This is a genomic window from Meridianimarinicoccus marinus, assembly GCF_040689105.1.
GTDB lineage: Bacteria > Pseudomonadota > Alphaproteobacteria > Rhodobacterales > Rhodobacteraceae > Meridianimarinicoccus > Meridianimarinicoccus marinus.
In genome coordinates, this window is record NZ_JBFBVU010000022.1 from 39,479 (window position 1) to 57,964 (window position 18,486).

General features: G+C 62.3%; 18 protein-coding genes and 2 pseudogenes. 6 read left to right on the plus strand and 14 right to left on the minus strand.

All coding sequences use genetic code 11. The features are described from left to right. Window positions 1–3 precede the first annotated feature (3 nt). The 5 genes from AB0T83_RS15210 to AB0T83_RS15230 all read right to left on the minus strand — a co-directional run bounded on the left by AB0T83_RS15210 (window position 4) and on the right by AB0T83_RS15230 (window position 5,352). A complete protein-coding gene (locus AB0T83_RS15210; RefSeq protein ID WP_366194072.1) occupies window positions 4–390 on the minus strand; it encodes a hypothetical protein in 387 nt (128 codons plus the stop codon). A 218-nt stretch (window positions 391–608) separates the two neighbouring features. Then, complete coding sequence (locus tag AB0T83_RS15215) at window positions 609–1,271, minus strand: DUF3299 domain-containing protein (protein ID WP_366194073.1); 663 nt, start codon at window positions 1,269–1,271, stop codon at window positions 609–611. Between the two features lie 20 nt (window positions 1,272–1,291). Further along, the gene (locus AB0T83_RS15220) at window positions 1,292–2,728 is read right to left on the minus strand and encodes an ABC transporter permease (protein WP_366194074.1); all 1,437 of its coding nucleotides are present in this window, start codon (window positions 2,726–2,728) and stop codon (window positions 1,292–1,294) included. Beyond that, window positions 2,728–3,432, minus strand: a complete 705-nt coding sequence (locus AB0T83_RS15225) for an ATP-binding cassette domain-containing protein (RefSeq protein ID WP_366194075.1) — start codon at window positions 3,430–3,432, stop codon at window positions 2,728–2,730. Before AB0T83_RS15225 ends, AB0T83_RS15220 begins: the two co-directional genes overlap by 1 nt. Before the next feature lie 207 nt (window positions 3,433–3,639). Continuing rightward, window positions 3,640–5,352: an amidohydrolase gene (locus AB0T83_RS15230; RefSeq protein WP_366194076.1), complete on the minus strand. Its 1,713-nt coding sequence runs from the start codon at window positions 5,350–5,352 to the stop codon at window positions 3,640–3,642. A 1,259-nt stretch (window positions 5,353–6,611) separates the two neighbouring features. Between AB0T83_RS15230 and AB0T83_RS15235 the strand changes: the two genes are divergently transcribed. After that, a complete protein-coding gene (locus AB0T83_RS15235) occupies window positions 6,612–6,917 on the plus strand; it encodes a hypothetical protein (RefSeq protein ID WP_366194077.1) in 306 nt (101 codons plus the stop codon). On the opposite strand, the gene AB0T83_RS15240 is transcribed toward AB0T83_RS15235, so the two are convergent. The 6 genes from AB0T83_RS15240 to AB0T83_RS15265 form a co-directional block, all read right to left on the minus strand. Then, window positions 6,899–7,393 (minus strand): hypothetical protein, encoded by a 495-nt coding sequence (locus AB0T83_RS15240; RefSeq protein WP_366194078.1) that lies wholly within the window; start codon window positions 7,391–7,393, stop codon window positions 6,899–6,901. The two genes, AB0T83_RS15235 and AB0T83_RS15240, sit on opposite strands and share 19 nt — an antisense overlap. A 22-nt stretch (window positions 7,394–7,415) precedes the next feature. Beyond that, window positions 7,416–7,964, minus strand: a complete 549-nt coding sequence (locus tag AB0T83_RS15245) for an OsmC family protein (protein ID WP_366194079.1) — start codon at window positions 7,962–7,964, stop codon at window positions 7,416–7,418. A gap of 14 nt (window positions 7,965–7,978) precedes the next feature. Next, window positions 7,979–9,214: an NAD(P)-binding domain-containing protein gene (locus AB0T83_RS15250; RefSeq protein WP_366194080.1), complete on the minus strand. Its 1,236-nt coding sequence runs from the start codon at window positions 9,212–9,214 to the stop codon at window positions 7,979–7,981. A 74-nt stretch (window positions 9,215–9,288) separates the two neighbouring features. After that, complete coding sequence (locus AB0T83_RS15255; RefSeq protein ID WP_366194081.1) at window positions 9,289–9,846, minus strand: OsmC family protein; 558 nt, start codon at window positions 9,844–9,846, stop codon at window positions 9,289–9,291. 94 nt (window positions 9,847–9,940) lie between these two features. After that, the gene (locus AB0T83_RS15260; RefSeq protein ID WP_366194082.1) at window positions 9,941–10,411 is read right to left on the minus strand and encodes a cupin domain-containing protein; all 471 of its coding nucleotides are present in this window, start codon (window positions 10,409–10,411) and stop codon (window positions 9,941–9,943) included. Window positions 10,412–10,524: 113 nt separating this feature from the next. Continuing rightward, entirely contained in the window at window positions 10,525–11,409 is an 885-nt protein-coding gene (locus AB0T83_RS15265; RefSeq protein WP_366194083.1) for a class I SAM-dependent methyltransferase, read from the minus strand. Window positions 11,410–11,514: 105 nt separating this feature from the next. Between AB0T83_RS15265 and AB0T83_RS15270 the strand changes: the two genes are divergently transcribed. From AB0T83_RS15270 to AB0T83_RS15280, 3 genes are all read left to right on the plus strand, one after another. Further along, the gene (locus tag AB0T83_RS15270; RefSeq protein WP_366194084.1) at window positions 11,515–13,077 is read left to right on the plus strand and encodes a winged helix-turn-helix domain-containing tetratricopeptide repeat protein; all 1,563 of its coding nucleotides are present in this window, start codon (window positions 11,515–11,517) and stop codon (window positions 13,075–13,077) included. 374 nt (window positions 13,078–13,451) lie between these two features. Beyond that, complete coding sequence (locus tag AB0T83_RS15275; RefSeq protein ID WP_366194085.1) at window positions 13,452–13,727, plus strand: transposase; 276 nt, start codon at window positions 13,452–13,454, stop codon at window positions 13,725–13,727. 614 nt (window positions 13,728–14,341) lie between these two features. Further along, window positions 14,342–14,917 (plus strand): hypothetical protein, encoded by a 576-nt coding sequence (locus AB0T83_RS15280; protein WP_366194086.1) that lies wholly within the window; start codon window positions 14,342–14,344, stop codon window positions 14,915–14,917. 74 nt (window positions 14,918–14,991) lie between these two features. On the opposite strand, the pseudogene AB0T83_RS15285 reads toward AB0T83_RS15280, so the two are convergent. Beyond that, a pseudogene (locus tag AB0T83_RS15285) lies at window positions 14,992–15,359 on the minus strand (ATP-binding protein); the annotation flags it as partial. A gap of 99 nt (window positions 15,360–15,458) precedes the next feature. On the opposite strand from AB0T83_RS15285, the pseudogene AB0T83_RS20590 reads away from it, so the two are divergent. Next, window positions 15,459–15,673 (plus strand): annotated as a pseudogene (locus tag AB0T83_RS20590) (transposase); the annotation flags it as partial. 190 nt (window positions 15,674–15,863) lie between these two features. Here the strand turns inward: AB0T83_RS20590 and cysK are convergent. Both cysK and AB0T83_RS15300 read right to left on the minus strand, forming a co-directional pair. Then, entirely contained in the window at window positions 15,864–16,940 is a 1,077-nt protein-coding gene (gene cysK, locus AB0T83_RS15295) for a cysteine synthase A (protein ID WP_366194087.1), read from the minus strand. A gap of 94 nt (window positions 16,941–17,034) precedes the next feature. Then, complete coding sequence (locus AB0T83_RS15300) at window positions 17,035–17,667, minus strand: TetR/AcrR family transcriptional regulator (RefSeq protein ID WP_366194088.1); 633 nt, start codon at window positions 17,665–17,667, stop codon at window positions 17,035–17,037. Window positions 17,668–17,880: 213 nt separating this feature from the next. Between AB0T83_RS15300 and AB0T83_RS15305 the strand changes: the two genes are divergently transcribed. Continuing rightward, window positions 17,881–18,426 (plus strand): YgjV family protein, encoded by a 546-nt coding sequence (locus AB0T83_RS15305; RefSeq protein ID WP_366194089.1) that lies wholly within the window; start codon window positions 17,881–17,883, stop codon window positions 18,424–18,426. Window positions 18,427–18,486: the final 60 nt, after the last annotated feature.

An 18,486-nucleotide genomic window follows, 5' to 3' on the forward strand; every position in this document is an offset into this window, starting at 1 on the left:
GGTCTACGACCCGCTGCGCCCGTTGGATCCGTCACTGGACTCGCCGACCTTCGTCAGCCCGAACATGTTCTGCACCCAGTAATCAAGTCGCCGCTGCACGCTGCTTGACAGCCCGAGAACACTGCTGCGCGGGACGTTGGCAAGGGTTGCGGCGGGCATGGCGTTCAGCAGATCCGCGGATTGCGAACTTCCCTTGTAGGCTTCGATGAAGCCGGTCACGTCTGCGGCAGATTTCGACTGAAGTGCCTTTTGATAGGCCGCGTCCTGGGCACTGGAAGTTGCCTCCCCGGACCCGGTCGGGACCATGTCGCATCCGACAGGAATGATCACCACGCTGGCGCCGAGAAGCGCTGCGGCCCCGATTTTCCGAATGTTGTGATTGTCCGCCATGTCAACGGCCTCCCAGTTGATCCTACGTCAACTTGGGCCTGAGGTCAATCTGAGGGCGCCCTGATGTCGGCAAACCCGCACGGAAAACGACCACCCGACGTGCGCCGTTTTCAGACGAGGAATCAGGGTCATTCACATCTTTTCAGTGCATTATACGCCGCTCTTCATCCACGGACTGGCGTGTCGGGAGGACTGCGCGAAATGCGGGCTGATCCCTGTCATTCCCAGTCGTATTCCTCGACCAGAACAGGCTGCATCGAATAGCTGACCACAACCGGCGCCTGACCATCGACATAGCCCACGTCCTGAACCGAGCTTTGGGCAATCATGGTCCCGGTGATCCACACCGGCGTGTACAGGCCGTCGACCGCGATGCCCTCGGGATACATCACATGCACGATCTGGTTGCCTGGAGGCGGAGGCGTGTGGATGCAGGCGCCCACGGTCGGCACCAGAAGAAACTCCACCGCCTTGCGATCCTTGTATTCCAGCGGCAGGACATAACCCGGAAGGCGGACGGTGGTGCCGATCAGGTCGTCGTTCACGGCCGTGGCGGCGGCCTCGCGGTAATCCATGATCTTGATGCGCGCCGCGAACAGGGCGTCCACGTCCAGCCCCTCGGCGGTGAGTTGTTCGCGCAATTCGGCTGCCCCGGCGCGCGCCTCGGCGTTCTCGCTGTCGGCTTCCAGGTCCGCCTCAAACCACAGGATCTGGCGCAGCGTATCCATCTGGTCGTAGGACAGGTTTTCGAACGGGTTGTCGATCTCCGGCGCGGGTGGCGCCAGCACCTCCCACGTAATTTCGCGAGGGTCAGATGCCTGCGCCAGCGCCGGAAGCGCACAGAACATCAGCAACATGGCAAAGCGTCGGATCATGGTCATTGAAGTTTCCTTTTGCAGTGTCATAACCGCACCGACAGCCCGTCGGCCAGCGTCATTCGGTAAACCCGAACCGCCGGGACGAGCGAGGCGAACAGTCCGGCGCAGAAGATGATCGCAAGCGTGGCCAGCTCGCGCGCACCGAAGACATTCCATCCCAAGTGCAACCCAAAGCGGGCGGTCAGGATCGGGTCGGTCACGAATGTTCCAATGGTGAGCAGGACGAGACCGAGGATCAGCCCCGAAGCGGACAGCACGGCGGCTTCGGTGACGATCAGCCCGAAGATGCGGGCGGGCGTGGCCCCGACCGAGCGCAGGATGGCAAATTCGCGGCGCCGGGTGTCAAGGGTCGCTGACAGCATGACCACCATGCCGATCATTCCCGATATGGCCACCGCCCAGGCCATCAGCCGCATGGCGCGTTCCGCCGTTCCGGTAATCCCCCAAAGCTCGGCCAGTGCGACCGCCGGGATGACCGCGCTCAGGGCCTCGGAGGGACGATCATTGATCGCGCGCTGCAGGCCAAGCACATTCATCCGGTTCGCCAGCCCGATATAGATGGCGTTCAGACGGTCGGGTTCATGGTGATGCGCGGCCTCTGTGTCGTCGTGGCCCGAATGGTCATCCGCGTGACCCTCGGCGTCATGGTCGGCATGATTGTCGCCGTCGGCATGGTCATCGTGTGCGTCATGTTCGTTGTGGTCTTCGTGGGCCTCATGCTCGTCATGCGCGTCGTGGTCGTCGTGGCCATCTTGCGCCTCGTGGTCATCATCGGCCTTTTCAGCGACCGCCATCCGGTCGAAAGGGTCCGCCGGAACCTCGGTGTCCGCGTGCAGCGTGTCGAACCCTTCAAGCGTGACGAACACCATCCGGTCGACAGCAGTGCCCGTTGGTGCCAGCACACCCGAGATTGTAAAGGGTGCTTCGTCGTGCAGGTCGAACGAGACCTCGCCCGCCCCGTGCGCATTGATGATCACCGTACCGGGCGCGTAGCCGAACCGACCAGCCACCTCGGCCCCGACCACTGCGGCATCGGGCTTGTCCCCGGTAAAGAACGCGCCCGCCGACAGGGTCAGCGGCTGTCCTCCGGAATGACGGAAATGGTCGAAATAGGTCGCCTGGGTGCCGATCACAGGATAGCCGCGATGGTTGTCGCCCATCTGGATCGGCACCGCCCAGGTCACTTCGGGCCGGTCTTCCAGCCATTCGAAGGTTTCCCAGCCCATGCCGGTCCCGGTGCTGCCCACACCAAACACCGTGGCCATCAGGATCTGGACCGAATTGCCGCGCGGGGCCACGATCAGGTCGATCCCCGAGGCGGAGTTGGAAAAACTGTCGCGTGCGCCTTCCCTCAGACGCTCGACCCCCAGGATCAGGGCGACGCTGAGGCCGATGGCGAACACGGTCAGCGCCGCGACGAAGCGACGGTTCCACAGACTGCGCAGACTGAACCGCAACATCACACCCCCAACCTGTTCAGATCGCGGAAATCCACGCTGCGATCAAAATGCTGTTCAAGGCCGCGATCATGGCTGACGAAGACCAGCGCGGTCCCGGACCGGGCACATTCGCGCACCAGAAGATCCACGAAAATCACCTTGGCGGCCTCGTCCAGAGAGGACGTCGGCTCATCCGCAAGGATCAGGTCCGGCGCACCGATCAGCGCACGTGCGGCGGCGACCCGTTGCTGCTGGCCCACGCTCAGGCTGCTGGCGGGCTTTGAGGCCACCACCGGGCCATCAAGACCCAGTTCGTCCAGCAAGGTTTGCGCCGCCGTTGCGGGCGCGCCGCCCGCGCGGTCGTGGCGCCGTTGCGAAAAGGTGCAGGGCAGAAGGACGTTTTCAAGCGCGCTGAGCCAGGGAACCAGGTTGAACACCTGGAAGATCATTCCCAGGTGATCGACCCGAAACCGGTCCCGCGCGCCACCGCGCAGACGGCCCATGTCCTGGCTGCCCACACGCACCGCGTCTTCGGGCAGGTCCACCACCCCGGCAATCGCCGAGATCAGCGTGGACTTGCCGCAACCGCTGGGCCCGTGCAGGAAAAGCGTCTCGCCCGCCTTCAGGTGCAGCGACCCGATTGCCAGTGTGTTCGACGGCGCGCCCGGCCACCGGTATTCAAGATTGTCGATCTGCAAGGCTGTCATGGCGGGGGTCTGTCCCATGCTTAAAATCGTTACCGTCCCAAAATTCAGGGCTGGCCTAGGTGAAGCATCAATCCCGCCGGTCTTCCAGCAGGTTTCCATCACAATCGCGTCGGAGGCGAGGGCCGGGCCGGGTTTGCGAAGGCGCGGGCCGCAGGTGCTGTGCCGTCCTGCCCACTATTTGCGCATCGCGCTTTCGTCTTGCCCCGGCGGAGCCATGCGCCCGCCTCAGGCCCCCAGTTTCTGCTCACCTGCCAACCAGGTTTCGCTGACCTTGATCTTCTCGATGGACAGGGGGCTGACCTGTGTCGGATCGTCCTCAAGGATCGCAAGGTCGGCGTATTTGCCAACCTCCAGGCTGCCGCAGATGTCGTCGATCCGGCTTTGGTAGGCGGCATCGATGGTCACGCCGCGCAAGGCCAGATCCGGCGAAACGCGCTCGTCTGCGAAGAACACGTCGCCGCCATCGGCCATGATCCGAGTCACCGCATCCTGCACCATGCGCAGCGGACCGAGCGGCGTGACGTTGTAATCGGAGTGGAATGATACCGGCAGCCCCGCGGCAATGGCCGAGGCGACCGGATCGTAGAACTTGGCGCGCTCCGGCCCGAGGATCTCGTCGCGGAACGCCTTGCCCCACCAGCGCACATGGCCGATCAGGAATGACGGCGAGACCCCGAGCGCAACCATCCGGTCGATATGCTCGGGTCGCAGAACGCTGGCATGCTGGATCGTGTGGCGACGGTCCGGATCCGGGGATTGCGCCCGGACGTCTTCATAGACGTCCAGCGTCACGTCGATGGCCGCATCGCCATTGGCATGGATCGCCACATCCCAGCCGGCGTTATGGGCGTCGCGAACCACGGCAAAAAGTTCTTCTTGCGTGTAGTTCAGCGCGCCGCGCGTGTCCTTGCCCAGGTAGTTGTCGCGCTGGAACCCGGAATAGCCCTGGTTCGAGCCATCCGACCAGGCCTTGATCTTGTTGAACCGCAGCATGTCGTCGCCCTGGTTCGGGGTGATGCCCATTTCATCCCAAATACCCATCTGGGTCGATTGCAGGGCACCGCGATAGCGCAGCGGCGGGGCGTCCGCCATGATGGCGTTCAGGATGTCGATGTCGCCCCTGCCCCCGGTCAGCAAGCCGATGCTCATGTCCTGCATCGCCGTCACGCCGTTGGCGGACGCCTTGTCGAACAGCGCCCGGACACGGGCCGCGTTTTCCTCTGCCGTCGGCTGGGGGATTGCGGCCAGAAGCGGCACGAAGGCCGGCGGCTCTTCCAGACGTCCGGTCAGGTTGCCATCCGCGTCGCGCACGATGCGTGACGTGGGCGGGTTCGGCGTGTCGCGGGTCATGCCGACAGCCTGAAAGCCCAGGGTGTTGGTATAGGCCACATGGCCGTTGCTTTCGAGCAGCAGGAAAGGGTTGTCCGGCGACAGCGCATCCAATTCGGCCAGGGTCGGGACCCGTGCCCCCTTGATCAGGACCGGATCGAAATTGGCGCCATAGACCCATTCACCGGGCGGTGTCTCGGCCACAGAGGCGCGCAGCTTGTCCAATACGTCGTCAAATGTGTCATTAGTGAAGATGCCGCAATCGACGAAGCTGTCGACCTGCACCGAGGCGCTGTGCATATGCGGGTCGATGAAGCCTGGCGTCATCGTGCGCCCGTCGAGGTCCACCAGTCGGGTATTCGACCCGCGCAGCCCCTCAAGCTCCGCCGCATCACCCACCGCAACGATCCGCCCGCCCCGCACCGCCAAGGCCGTCGCCTGCGGGCCGGCCTGGTTCATTGTGATGATGGTGCCGCCGGAAAAAAGCACATCCGCGCTCTCCTGCGCCCAGGCCGGTCGGGTGAAGACCGCGGGCGCGAAGCACGTGGCCCCGGCAGCGGCTGTTTTGGACAGGAAGGCACGGCGGTTGAGCGATGTCTGAAATTTCAACTCAGAGGCTCCTTTTTCGGGTCGGTGTCGGTCGCGGCGCATGGGTCAGGTCACGCCAGATAGCCGACAAGTTCATGACAGGTCGTCATGCCACCATTGAACATTTGCGAAGGTCGGTCCACAGGGACCAACCTCGTTCTCTGCAAGACCGGCGCGTACCCCGGCCACAGTTGCATGGTTGGTCAAAAGGTCGTCCGCAATGTCGATCGGTACCAGGGCACGCACGCGGCTTGAGGATTCGAAGGGGCAATGTTCGGTGAATAACTTGAAGGCCGAGAAGCCCGGTCGCCTGCCCCTCGGTGTTATCCGTCGATCGTCACAGGCAAGTTGCCCGCATCAAGCCCGACGTCTCCGTAGCGCGCGGTCCATCCGCATCCGGCTTCACCCTCCGGCATGGTCGACGAAAACTTTTTCCCGTCGGAATGATGATCACGCGCGACTGAAGATTGGGATGGCTCTGGATCTGTAAACGCCTTGCCCCCTGACTTTGGGGCGAGGAGGCCAACATTGGACCAAGTAACGACAGCGACGCTTTCAAGCGTGATGCCCTGCCCCACATTTCGGCGCACGTGTCGCCAACACGTACGGCTTCATTCGGGCGCATCGCGAGGAATTCGGCGTCCGGGTCATATGCCGTTTGATGCGGGTCCAATTCTCTGGCTTGCACCCGTCGCTCAAGAAGCCGTCAAGCCACCGAGCACAGGAGGATGCGTGCCAGACCGAACTGATCCGGCAGGCCTGGTCGAACAATGGCATGGTCCATGACGACCGCAAGCTGACAGACGATCTGCGCGCTCTGGGCGCGGAAATTACGGAGACCCCGCAGCCAACCCGCCGTCATGGCCGAGAACAGACTGGAGCCGCGCTTCCTTGCCTCGCAGCCCGATCAGCTTCGGGGGCTGACATCGCCTACATCAAGACCATGAGGGTCGGCTGTACCTGGGTGTCGTCAACGACCTGTTTTCACGCCGCGTGGTTGGCTGGTCGCACAATCCCGCATCACCAGGGACCGCGCCCTGCAGGTCCTGCTGATGGCTGTCTGGCGACGCAAGCCCAAGTGACGGGTCAGGGTGCACGCCGCTCAGGGATCTCGATTTGCCCGCCGGGATTGGCAGATGTTTCTCCCTCAGCACGACCTGAGACCCCGCATGGGCAGGCGTGGGACGTGTGACGACGGAACCGTCGCCGCGAGCTTCTTCCAGCTCCTGAAACGGGTACGCATCCGAGGTCGAACCGACCGGCGAAACGCCCGGCCGGAGGTGTTCGCCGACATCGAAAGCTTCCACACTCCGATGCGCAAGGACGTGAACAACGGTATGCCCTCGCCCGTTAAGTTCGAAATCAGAAAGCAGAAACTGATCCCGGTGGGTGTCTGGGAAACGAGGGGCGCCTCAGACAATCATCCTGTAGAAACCAGAGCCGGTCATGCACCGACAATAAAACCGGACCAGTCACATCAGCCTTCCATTGGCCACAAGCCCCGAGCGTCCATCACGCATTCGATGGACACCCGGCAGACTGCATTGGTTCCCTTGGGAATGATTGCTCAAAAGGCGGGTCCCTGAAGGGATGTGGGTCGATGCGACCCCAATTCTTCGGCGATGGATCCTGTGGTTACAGGGTACAGCATGACATGACGCATCAGGTCCCACGACAGGCCGGCAGAACGGTTGCCCGGAAGCAGCGCCATGACGCGCGCCAGCGGGCAATAACCGGTCAGCACGAGAACGAAGGTTCCAATCATCTGGATCCAGACCAGCAATCCCATTGCCGGAATGAAGCTGAGCGCCATCACGCAGAGATAGACGATCCGCACCTGCGACCGAAACCGCTTTGGCGTCCTGTCATCCAGGAGGGCCGTCAACGCAAGGCAGGCGGCGATTGCGATGGCGGTTTCGTGCGCGCCTTGCAACCCGGCAAGATCGGCCGCAAGAAGCGCGGCGATCGCCGCCAGGCACCACCACACAGGGTCCTGCAACTGAATGGCCGCGAGCACACGTCGGCGGTGCGATGGCCTGGCCATTTGGGTGTCCGTCTTCATATCAGTGTCCTCCATTTGGGGATTAAGTCGCATCGACCGCTTCTGCGGTCGCGCGAACAGTCAACCGCGAGTCCACGGCATGGGCATCGCGAAGCGCAAGGAACCATGGATCGCGTTCCAGCGCGCGGTTCACCACGTCGGCGATACGCTCCGGGTCATCCTTGCTTTGAATGTTGACGATCACTCTCGTGTGCCGGGGGCCGGCGGGGTTCGATCCAAGGCCCATCAGAGCGGTGTCATCGAAGTCCGTCTCGACGGTGACGGTCACGGTTTCGAAAACAAGGCGCTCCCGGACGGCCAGCATCTTTATACCGATGCCGACGCAGCCGACGATGGCGCTTCGGGCATAGAACCCCGGAGAGGGCCCCGAGGCATCGCCGCCCATCGCGGGGCCGAGATCGGTGGTGGCGGAAAACCGACCCTGCTGAATGTTGCAGGCAAGCCCCGCGCGGATCGTGCCAATGGTGGCGTAGGTGCGCTGGCAGGCGGCCGGGTCTGCCTTCATCCGGGCAATGACTCCGGACTGGGAGGCTCGGATACGGTCGTCGTGCGCGTGGTGATCAAGAGACATGTCCCTGGTTCCTTTCAGGCGGCGTTGGTGTGGCGGGTGCGGTCGATCCTGTCGGCAATGTGGCCGGCGTCTTCGCTTACGCCGCCGATGAGCGCGGAGTTCCGGCGGCGCAGAAACGGCAGGCCGAGCACGTGAAGCCCCGGTGCGACGGCGCCGTTGTCGTGAAGGAGACGCCCCTTTCGGTCGAAGACCGGCATCTCGATCCACCGGTAATCCGGGCGGTAGCCGGTCGCCCAGAGCACGGTGGCGATCCTGCCCGCGCGCAGGTCGAGCGACAGGCACGGCATGGCCGGAACCCTCGTCGGGTCGAACCGTACGGGCGCGGGCAGCCCCGCCGGGCCGGTGGTCTCGGCCCAGGCGTCGACGGCGTCAAGCAGACGGTTCATCTTGAGATCAGACAGCGCGCAATGATTGGCGAGGGCGCCGGAAAACCTAGCCACGCCGTCCTGCACTGTGGCCAGACGGCCCGTAATCTCGATCCCCAGCGCCTGAAGCGCATTGAGATCGGCGAATTGCGGATCTGCCCTGCCGGCGAGTTGAAGCGAGGGCAGTCGTCGTACACGGTCCATGTCGTCGACCTCGGAGATCCGGGTCGCGTTGAGGCCGATCACCTCCATCCACCACTGGATATCGCGGCCACGATAATGACGCGGCATGCGGATGTGTTCGCCGGTCGACAGGATGACATCGTGGCCTGCCCTGCGCAGTTCGGCTGCCAGTTGCACGCCTGTCGCCGATCCTCCCACCACGAGCACGCCACCGGGGGGCAATTGGGCGGGGGTCTTGTAGTCGATGGGCGTGAACTGCGTGATGTGCGCCGGCAGGGCATGGGCGAAACCGGGGACCGAGGCGATGTTGCAGGCCCCCGTGGCCACCACGACGTGCTCTGCCTGCCAACTGCCCTTGTCCGTCACGACGCGGTAACCGCCGCCCTCTGCGGTCAGGGCGGTGACGCGCACGCCGGTTTCGACGGGTGCATGTGACAGGCTTGCGTAGTTTTCGAGGAAGCCGATGACATCGGGCATGGCCATGAAGCCATCGGGATCCGGGCCGTCATAGCCATGGCCCGGCAGGCGGTTCTGCCAGTTCGGGGTCAACAGGCGCAGGCTGTCCCAACGTTCGCTTTTCCAGGAATTGGCAACCTCTCCGCGCTCCAGCACGACATGGGGGATCGCGCGTTGGGCCAGGCAATGGCTCATGGCCAAGCCTGCCTGGCCGGCGCCGATGACAAGGGTGTGGATGCGCAGCATGGGGCGGGTCCTTTCAGGAAGACCGGAGCGCCCGCCCGCCGGCTGGGAGGAAACCGGCGGGCATGGCGGAGCCGTCACGCGACGGAAACAGCAACACTGGTGGGGTTCGTCAGGATGTCGAACACGGCCGAGCGCCGTTGCGACTGCGCCACCAGGGCGGCGATCTCGTCCCGCGATGCCGCGGCGTCGATCTCGAAAGACACGCGGATGGCGGAGAAGCCGTTGCGCAGGTCCGGATCCATGCCGAGAATGCCGCGCACGTCGACGTCGCCTTCGACACTTGCACGCACGGAGCGCAGCTGGAGGCCGCGATGCTGCGCGACCGAGGCAACGCCGCCGGTCAGGCAGCTTGCCAGGGCGGCCAGCACGATCTCGGGCGGGGTCGGAGCACGGTCGCCGGCATTGAAGACCTCGGGGTGATCGGATTCGATCTTGAAGGTCTGCTTGCGCGTATGCTCCTGTCCCAGCCCGAAATAGCCGTTCAGGCTGTTCGTGCTGTAGGTACCCTCGATCCACGAGCAATCGCTGCGGAAAGTGAATTGTGCGGCTTGAGGTGCCTCGGCAAAGGCGACGCGGGCGCCAATCAGGGCTTCGGTGTCGACGCCGTTGTTGACGGCAGTTTCGGTGAACATGGTGGGTTCCTTTCAAAGTCTGTGTTGGGGTGGGTCGGGCCTTTGCCCGGTTGGGCGGTCTCCGGCCACGCGCGGCGGCGGCCGGAGGCTTGCGTCACTGACCGACGGGGTTGTCGGCCGGGTTCATGTAGGTGATGTCGAAGGGGCCAGGGCCATGGATCTGGACGATGGTCTCGGAACCGGTCCAGGCAAAATGCGGATGGCCCGCCGGCATCTCGACAAACCCGCCCGCCGTCAGCAGCGTGCCTGCATCGCGGTCGTGTTTATCGCCATGGCCGACGTTGAATTCGCCCGAGATCACGGTGATGAGCTCGTCGCCCGAGTGGATATGCGCCGGCACCTCATAGCCCGCAGGCAGCTTCAGGCGCAGGACGAACTGGCCCTCGGCGAAGGGGTTGCCCGACAGGACGGCGATATCCGCGCCAGCCGGCAGGACCGGCGGCGCCGGCGCCCATTTGGCGTCCTGTGCAAGATAAGGTGCGGGAGAATGGGTGTCCTGCGCCTGCACGGCGCCTGCGACGGCCAGGGCAGCCAACAGGGATGCGAGAGTGGTCTTGTAAGTCATGATCGTGGTCCTTTCGGGGTGGGTTCGGCAAAGCCGGATTGGTTGGCGCAGACGGGCAAGGACGCCCGCGCCGGGGATTGGCCGCGGAAGCGGGCCGTGATGAAAACCCGCGATCAGGTCGGGTTGCGGGCCGTAATCAGCCAGGAGGAACTGTCCATCCACAGCCCGCCTTCGCGGGCGATGACGGCTTCGAACATCCCGGCCAGCGCGGCCTCGATCTCCGGCCGCTGTTCCTCGGCAAGCCGACCCGCCTCGCGGAAGGTTTCGCCTGCCGGTCCGATGGCCAGCTGGAAGGCGATCGCGTCGGCGACATCGCGCCCGACCATCACCTTTGCGTCGACGCGCCGGAACGCGATGTCCTCAAACCCGGCGGCTGCCATCTGGGCGCGTGTCACGGTCTCGTCGGCCATGGAAAACGGGCCCGGACCGCAGGTGGCTGCATCTTCTCCGGGGGGTGGCAGGTAGCGGCGGACGATATCGCGCGCCTCGATCAGCCAGGGATTGTCCGCGCGTTGGCGCCAGACGATGTGGGCCAACCGCCCGCCGGGTTTGAGACAGATCCGCATCGCCCGCAGTCCTGCGACCGGATTGGCAAAGAACATCGTGCCGAAGCGCGCGAAGACCATGTCGAAGGGCGGTTCTTCCAGACCGCGTTCGACGTCACGGCACAGGAAGCGCACGTTGGGAACACCCTCTCCGTCCGCGACGTTGCGGGCATGGTCGAGGAACGCCGCGCAGCAATCGACGCCAAGAACGTCGCCCTGCGGGCCGGTGGCATTGGCCAGCTCGATCGCCGTGTCGCCAAATCCGCAGCCGACATCCAGGATGCGCTGCCCTTTCTCGACGGCGAGCATCGGAAACACGACCTCGGAATGGCGCGACAAGCCGCCCACGAGGATGTGCCGATACTGGATGAATTTCGGCGCCAGCACATCGTTCCAGAAATCGACCAGCGGTGATGCGGACGTGGTGTCCTCAATGTTGATTTGTTGGTTCATTTCAGCCTCCGTTTAGAGATCAATCTGCCGGAGGATCGCGGGCCATGCTTGAGACAAGCCTGAGAATTTCATGGCGAACTCATGAGGAAATCGTAAGCTTCCCGCATGAGATACGACTTCGAAGACTTCACGCTGGATGCCGCTCTTGGACAGCTCTCGCAGGCAGGAGAGGATGTCCCGGTCGAGCCGCGTGCCTTCGCGCTCTTGTGCCACTTGGTGGCCAATGCCGACCGGCTCGTGACCAAGGACGAATTGGTCGAGGCGATCTGGGACGGCAGGATCGTGACCGACGCGGCGATTTCGACGTTGGTGAAAACCGTGCGGCGTTCGATCGGCGACGATGGCAAATCACAACGGCTGATCCGCACGGTGCACGGCCGGGGCTTTCGCTTCGTGGGCCCGCTGCACCAGGCCGTTGCCGCGACGGCCCGGACCGAAAGCCAACCTCTGGCCGAGGCGCCGGTGGTCGAAGCGGCGCGCCCGTCGATTGCGGTTCTGCCGTTCCGCCGACTGGGAGAAATGGACGGCTGGACGGCCATTGCCGACGCCGTTCCCGCGGAACTGATCTCGTCCCTGTCCCGCCTCAGGTGGATTCGAGTGGTAGCACGCGGCTCGACCTTCCGGTTTCGCGACCCGATGCCGGATCTGTCCGTCATCCGGTCCACACTCGGCGCCGCCTATTGCCTCGCGGGGGATGTCGAGATCATCGGGCGCCGCGTGTCGATATCGGTTGAATTGTCCGACACGCGCGACGGGCGCGTCATCTGGTGCGAGACACTGTCGGGCAGCATAGACGACGTGCACCTGATCCGGACGGACATCGTCCGGCTGGTCTGCTCGGGTCTCGAATTGCACATCAACATGCACGAGACCGAGCGTGCCCGGCTGCGGTCGCCCGAAAGCCTCGACGCCTGGGGCCTGTACCACCTGGGACTTCACCACATGTACCGCTTTACCGGGAGGCACAACGACGTCGCCGCCGACTACTTCGCGAAGGCGACCGATCTCGATCCCGGCTTTGCCCGCGCCTTCGCAGCCCGGTCCTTCACGTCCTTTCAGTCTGCCTTCGTCGGCTATTCGGCGGACAGGGCGGTCGCGGTCGAGAACGCGCGTCGGTTTGCCGAAAAATGTCTCGAGTTAGACCCGGTGGACCCGTTCGGGAATTTCAACTTCGGGCGGTCCTTCTGGTTGCATGGCGACCACGACTCTGGCCAGACCTACCTGGAGCGCTCGATCGGGATGAGCCCGAGTTTCGCACACGGGCTTTACGCCCGCTCCCACGCTGACATGATCGCTGGCCGAGGGGCAATCGCACTCGCCTCGGCGGATGAAGCCATCGCCCTCAGTCCGCTGGACCCGTTTCTATACGCAATGCACCAGGCCAAGGCCCTTGCGCTCTTGCATCTCGGCGACCACGATCAGGCCTGCCGCCATACCGACACCGGAGCGCGTGAGCCCGGCGCGCACTACATCGTCATGATGATTGCGTCGGCGATCAACAAGGTGGCCGGACGAGACACGCAGGCGCGGTATTGGCATGACCGGACCATCGCCCGCCGCCCCGATGCGTCGATTGCTCAGTTCTTCTCGTCAATTCCAATGCGCGATCCGGTTGTCAGGGACAACATTTCCCGGGCGCTCAAGGATCTCGGCTTTCCGGAATCCTGAAATCGGCATGGGTCTGATGGCTCACATCGAGATGCCAGAACGACGTCCGGTTTCGTCTCGGGTCAAAGCGGTCCGTGGGGTGATCTTGAAGAGCAATCGGAAGGTCATTTCGTGACCGACGGTATTCAGAAGCGGTCTGTCCGCCTGCCCAACGACGGGGGCAAGGCCACGGATGCCCTCCGCAAGGGTGTCGCCTTAGAAGAACGAACTTAGATCGAGGGTGACACGATCACGCTGAACACCATTGGTGGCAATGCGAGGTTGGTGGTGACGATGACCGAGGTACGCTCGTAGAGCTTGTTGATCAGGTGTGGACCTATCGCGGTTTGATGGCGCTCCTTTGACAGCATTTACTGCAACAAGGGAGACTGACTGTGGGACTGAAACGGACCGAAGAATTCCGCGCCGAAGTAGTGCGTGTTGCGTTGACGCGCGGCTTGCCGCGTAAGCAGGTGGCGTCCGATTTCGGTATCGGCTTCTCGACGCTGAACCGTTGGATCCAGCAGGATCGGCAAAATCCTGAGAAGTCGACGTTCCAATCTGTTCTCCAACGCGAGATCGCGGAGTTGCGGAAAGCGATCCGCATCCTCAAGCAGGAGCGCGATATCTTGGAAAACCGTTCCGGGCCCTCGCCCGCCTGTGCGCGGTAAAAACAGCTTGTGCTATGCTGCGCCTGAAGGGCAGTTGCCGATCGCTTGTTGGTGGGCTGGACCCCGTTAAAAACGTGGCACATGGGCTGATGCGCTCTTGAGAGTGGTGACGCTGCTTATGCAGCGATCCCGGTTAGGAAGATGACGAACTTGGCAAGCCTACGCCCTTCGCCCTGAACGGAGGAGATGCCATGACAAAGCCTAAGACCGGCGACCACCCGGACCTGAAGATGGTCAACCCCAATGCGGCTGCGATCGATATCGGTCAACCATGCGCATGGCGGCTGTGAACCCTGACACCGTCGCCATGCCAGTGCGGGCTTTCGGGACATTTACCCGGGACTTGCACGGTCTCGCGGTCTCGCGGTCTGGCTCCGGTCCTGCGGCGTCACCAGCGTGGCCATGGAGTCGACCGGCGTCCACGGGATCCCGGCCCTTGAGATCCTGGCGGCGCATGGCTTCGAGGTCCTCCTCGTGAATGCCCGCTATGCCAAGAATGTGCGGGCCGCAAAACCGATGTCAGCGATGCAGGTTGGTTGCGGCCATTACATTCCCATCGGTTGCTCCGCGGCAGCTTTCGTCCGGAGGCCGGGATCGCCACCCCGGGCACCTACATGCGCCAGCGCGAACGTCTGACAGAGTACGCTGCGGCGCACACCCAGCACATGCAGAAGGCGCTGATGAAGATGAACCTGCAACTGCATCATGTGGTCTCCGATGTCACCGGCGCAACCGGCATGCGGATCATCCGCGCAATCGTTGCTGGCGCGCGTGATCCAAAGGTTCTTGCCGCGTTCCGGGATGTCCGCTGCAAGTCATCGATGGACACGATCAAAGCCGCATTGGTCGGCAATGACCGCGAGGAACATCCCTTTGATCTGACACAGACGCTGGAGCCATACGATTTCTACAAAGCGCAGATCGAGGCGTGCGACCGCAGGCTGGAGGCGGCGTTGGGGGCGCTGACCATCAAAGCAGACGATGATCTGGCCCCGCTGCCCAAGGCACGGATCAAGGGCAAGCAGCACAATGCTCCGTCCCTTGATGCGCGCGCTGCGCTTTACGGAGTATTGGGCACGGACCTGACGCAGATCCACAGCCTCGGACCCCCTCTGGCACTCAAGGTGGTAGCGGAATGCGGCACAGACCTACGCGCCTGGAAAAGTGCCAAACACTTCAGGTATCGATAGCGCGCCGGGTCCGATCCGCGATCACGTCGTCGAGGCAGTTCCACATCGACTTCCCCGTGGCATCAGACCCGGCGCGCTATCGATACCTGGGTCTTGCCGGTTCCGGTGCCACCGATCAGGATCAGGTTGCGTTGATGGTCGAGGAAGTCACCGGTCGCCAGGTCGCGGCGCGGCGTCTCATGGATGTCAGTGGCTTCGAAGTCGAACTCTTCGAGGTCCTTGGCCAGGGGCATCGTGGCGATGGTCATCTGGTAATTGACCGACCGCGCCGTTCGGCATGGCCTCGAACCGGTGGCGGCTCACGCGTCACTCTCGCTGATCTCGGCGGTCAGCAAATCCCAATGATCTGTTGGGGTTTGTGCTGGCGCTTGACGGCGGTGGTCAGTGTCTCATCATTGGCCGCGCTCAGTCCTCCGCCGATAGAGCCGCCGTTGATCTCGATGCTTTCGAAGAAAAATGGGCCGGGAAATAAACCTTCTTTGCCCCGCACTGTCATGCCACGCTCCGTCGCGAGTTGTCGCAAAGATTCCTGAGATTTCACCGGAAGATCATCTACGCCACCAATGCCATCGAGAGCCTGAACCGTGAGATCCGCAAATCCATAAAGACCCGCGGGTCTTTCCCGACCGAGGAGGCGGCAACCAAGTTGATCTACCTGGCGATCCGACACTTCGAGAAGGTCGGTAGAAAAGTTCGCGAACGGTTGCCGCCCGAAACCACTTCGCTATCAAGTTCGATGAACGCTTCAATGCGTGACCGTATCTGAAACCCGCATGGGACAGGCCAGTTACACAGAGTTCAGGACACTCCCAACGGGTTTAGAACATTTTCCTCCTCCGCATAAAACAATTGGGGGAGCAGTCGTGACCTATCTGTCCCATAGCCGACCTTCCATTCCAATGAACCGATCGCCCCATCAAATCCTGGGATCAAATGCCTTGGCACATTAGCCCTCATCCAATTGTCCATACGGCGTGGATCGAGAGATCTCCACTTCCGCCTCGGTCATGTCTTCCGGCACCCCTTCGAAGAGAGGGGTGGACAGATACCGTTCGCCGGTATCGGGAAGCATAACCAACAGCACAGACCCTTCTGGCGCATTCTCGGCAACTTTCATGGCTGCAGCGAAACTTGCGCCCGCCGATATGCCGACAAAGATGCCTTCTTCTGCCGCCAGCCGTTGCGACCATGCGATCCCTTCGGGGCCAGGAATGGCGATCAGCTCGTCGTAGAATCCGTCGTCGATACTCTCTTGCAGGACATAAGGGATGAAATCCGGCGTCCAGCCTTGAATTGGGTGCGGTTCGAAATTGGGATGACTTTCGACCGGCTGGTTACTCACATTGCGCTTGTTCACGTAGCCTGACCCGACAATGGCCGCATTCGCAGGCTCGCACAGGACGATCCGGGTGTCTGGCCGCTCCTTCCGCAGTACACGGCCAACACCCGTTACGGTACCGCCCGTTCCATACCCCGTGACGAGATAATCCAGCCTGTCGCCGTCAAAATCGGCGAGGATTTCACGTGCGGTCGTGCTTTCATGGATATCTGCATTGGCCGGTGTCTCGAATTGGCTGGCAAGAAACCAACCGTTTGCCTCGGCCAGTTCCTTGGCCTTGTTGTACATGCCAAGCCCCTTGAGTGCGCGTGGGGTAAGGACAACCTTGGCCCCGAAAAACCGCATCAGTTTTCGGCGCTCGACGGAAAAGCTGTCGGCCATGGTCACGACCAACGGATACCCCTTGGCGGCGCAGACCATGGCAAGCCCGATCCCGGTATTGCCCGAGGTTGCCTCCACGACAGTCTGGCCGGGCTTCAACGCACCGCTTTGCTCCGCCGCTTCGATGATGTTGAGAGCCAGCCTGTCCTTGACAGAGCCCGCAGGGTTGAAGGCTTCGGATTTGACGTAGACGGTCACATGCTTGGGCGCGATCCGATTGATGCGGATGACCGGTGTATCCCCGACCGTATCGAGAATGTCGCCGTAACGTTGGCCACGTCCGTTTGTTGTGCGAATAGCCATGTCTCTTCCCTTTCTTGCGGTTGGATCTACATCTCTCTTGCCAGTAATTTCATCCGTCGGTTTCTTGTCTGTCTTGCCGCAGCCCGTGTCCCCTTCAGGCAGCGCGTCGCGCGGACGCTGTCGGAAACAAAAGCTCCAGATACTCGCGGAACTGTTCTGACTGACGGGCGGTCATTCCCCTGTTCTGATAGGCCCTTTCCAGGATCAGGCCGCCCTCGATGACCGAAACGATCATTTCGGCCAGGCGTTTGGCGGTCACAGGCCGAGCAGGTGGGTAAAGATCGATCACTTCCTGGAACTTCCTGATATACATCGCGGTCCAGATTTGCAGCGTCTCGGCAACGAAGTCTTTCACGCTGTTTTCAAAATGATCGTCTTCATAGGTGTAGAGCGCGTACATGCACCCTCTGGGAGGGTGGTCCGGATCACAAAGATAGGTTTCGAAGTCGGTCAGGAACTGCATCAACTGATCCATGGGATCGTCATGAGCCGCCTCTGCACGCGCGAGGAAGGTTCGGAACATGTTCATGTCTCCCTCCGCGTACCATTTCATCAATTGCTTGGCCATGTCGGCCTTGGATTTGAAGTAATGGAAGAAGGCCCCCTTGGTCAGGCCGGTCTCCCTTAGGACGTCGTCGATCGACGTTCCCGCAAAACCTTTGGACATCACGAGCTTCTTTGCAGCTGCCAGCAAGCGTTCCCGGGTCGATTCTGCCTTGGTTGCCATCTGATTCTCCATACGAACCGGTTTGTATATACGGGGGATTCTCTTCGATATCAACCTCAACGCCAGCATATGAAGGACCTCCGAACGCAAATCCTTTCGCTTTATTACAGTGCCTTACGAGGATTCCGCTGGACTCTTCAAAACTTTTTATTGACGACATACCATACGGTCTGCGTAACATACCAACTAGTTTGTATGTGGAGGAGCAATCCCATGACAATCGGTATAGATCACATGATGGCCCCTGGATTTTCTCCGGTTTTCGGCTTCGCTGGTTTGGCTGCTCAATTTGCCTGGCCGTTCTTTCGCAAACGCGATGCAATCCTGACCGTGCAGCTTGGCGCCGCGTGTTCCTATGCCACCAGCTACGCGCTGATGGGCCAGAAAACGGCAACGGCTGTCTGCCTGCTGGGCGCAATTCAGACGACCGTGGCACTGCTTGCCGGCGACCGCGCCTGGCTCTCGCGCCTCGGCTATGCCTTCCTGCCCGTTGTCCTGACCGTCGGTGCGGTAACGTATTCGGGCCTGCCGACGCTGCTCGCCGTGGCCGCTTGCTGCCTCGTCATGATTGGCCGGATGCAACAAGACACGCTTCGGATGCGTGGCATTCAACTCACGGCCTCGCCGTTTGGAGCGGCACATGACCTTTTTGTCGGCGCATGGCCGAACCTCATGGGCGCGGTCGTGTCCTTCGTCATCGCATTCACGGCATTTCGCAGGGAACTGCGCGAAAGCCGGCAGCATCGACACCCCGCATGACCCGACACAGCAATCCCGCCCGGGCCGGGAACCGTCCGGACCTCATCCATCGAAATCAGC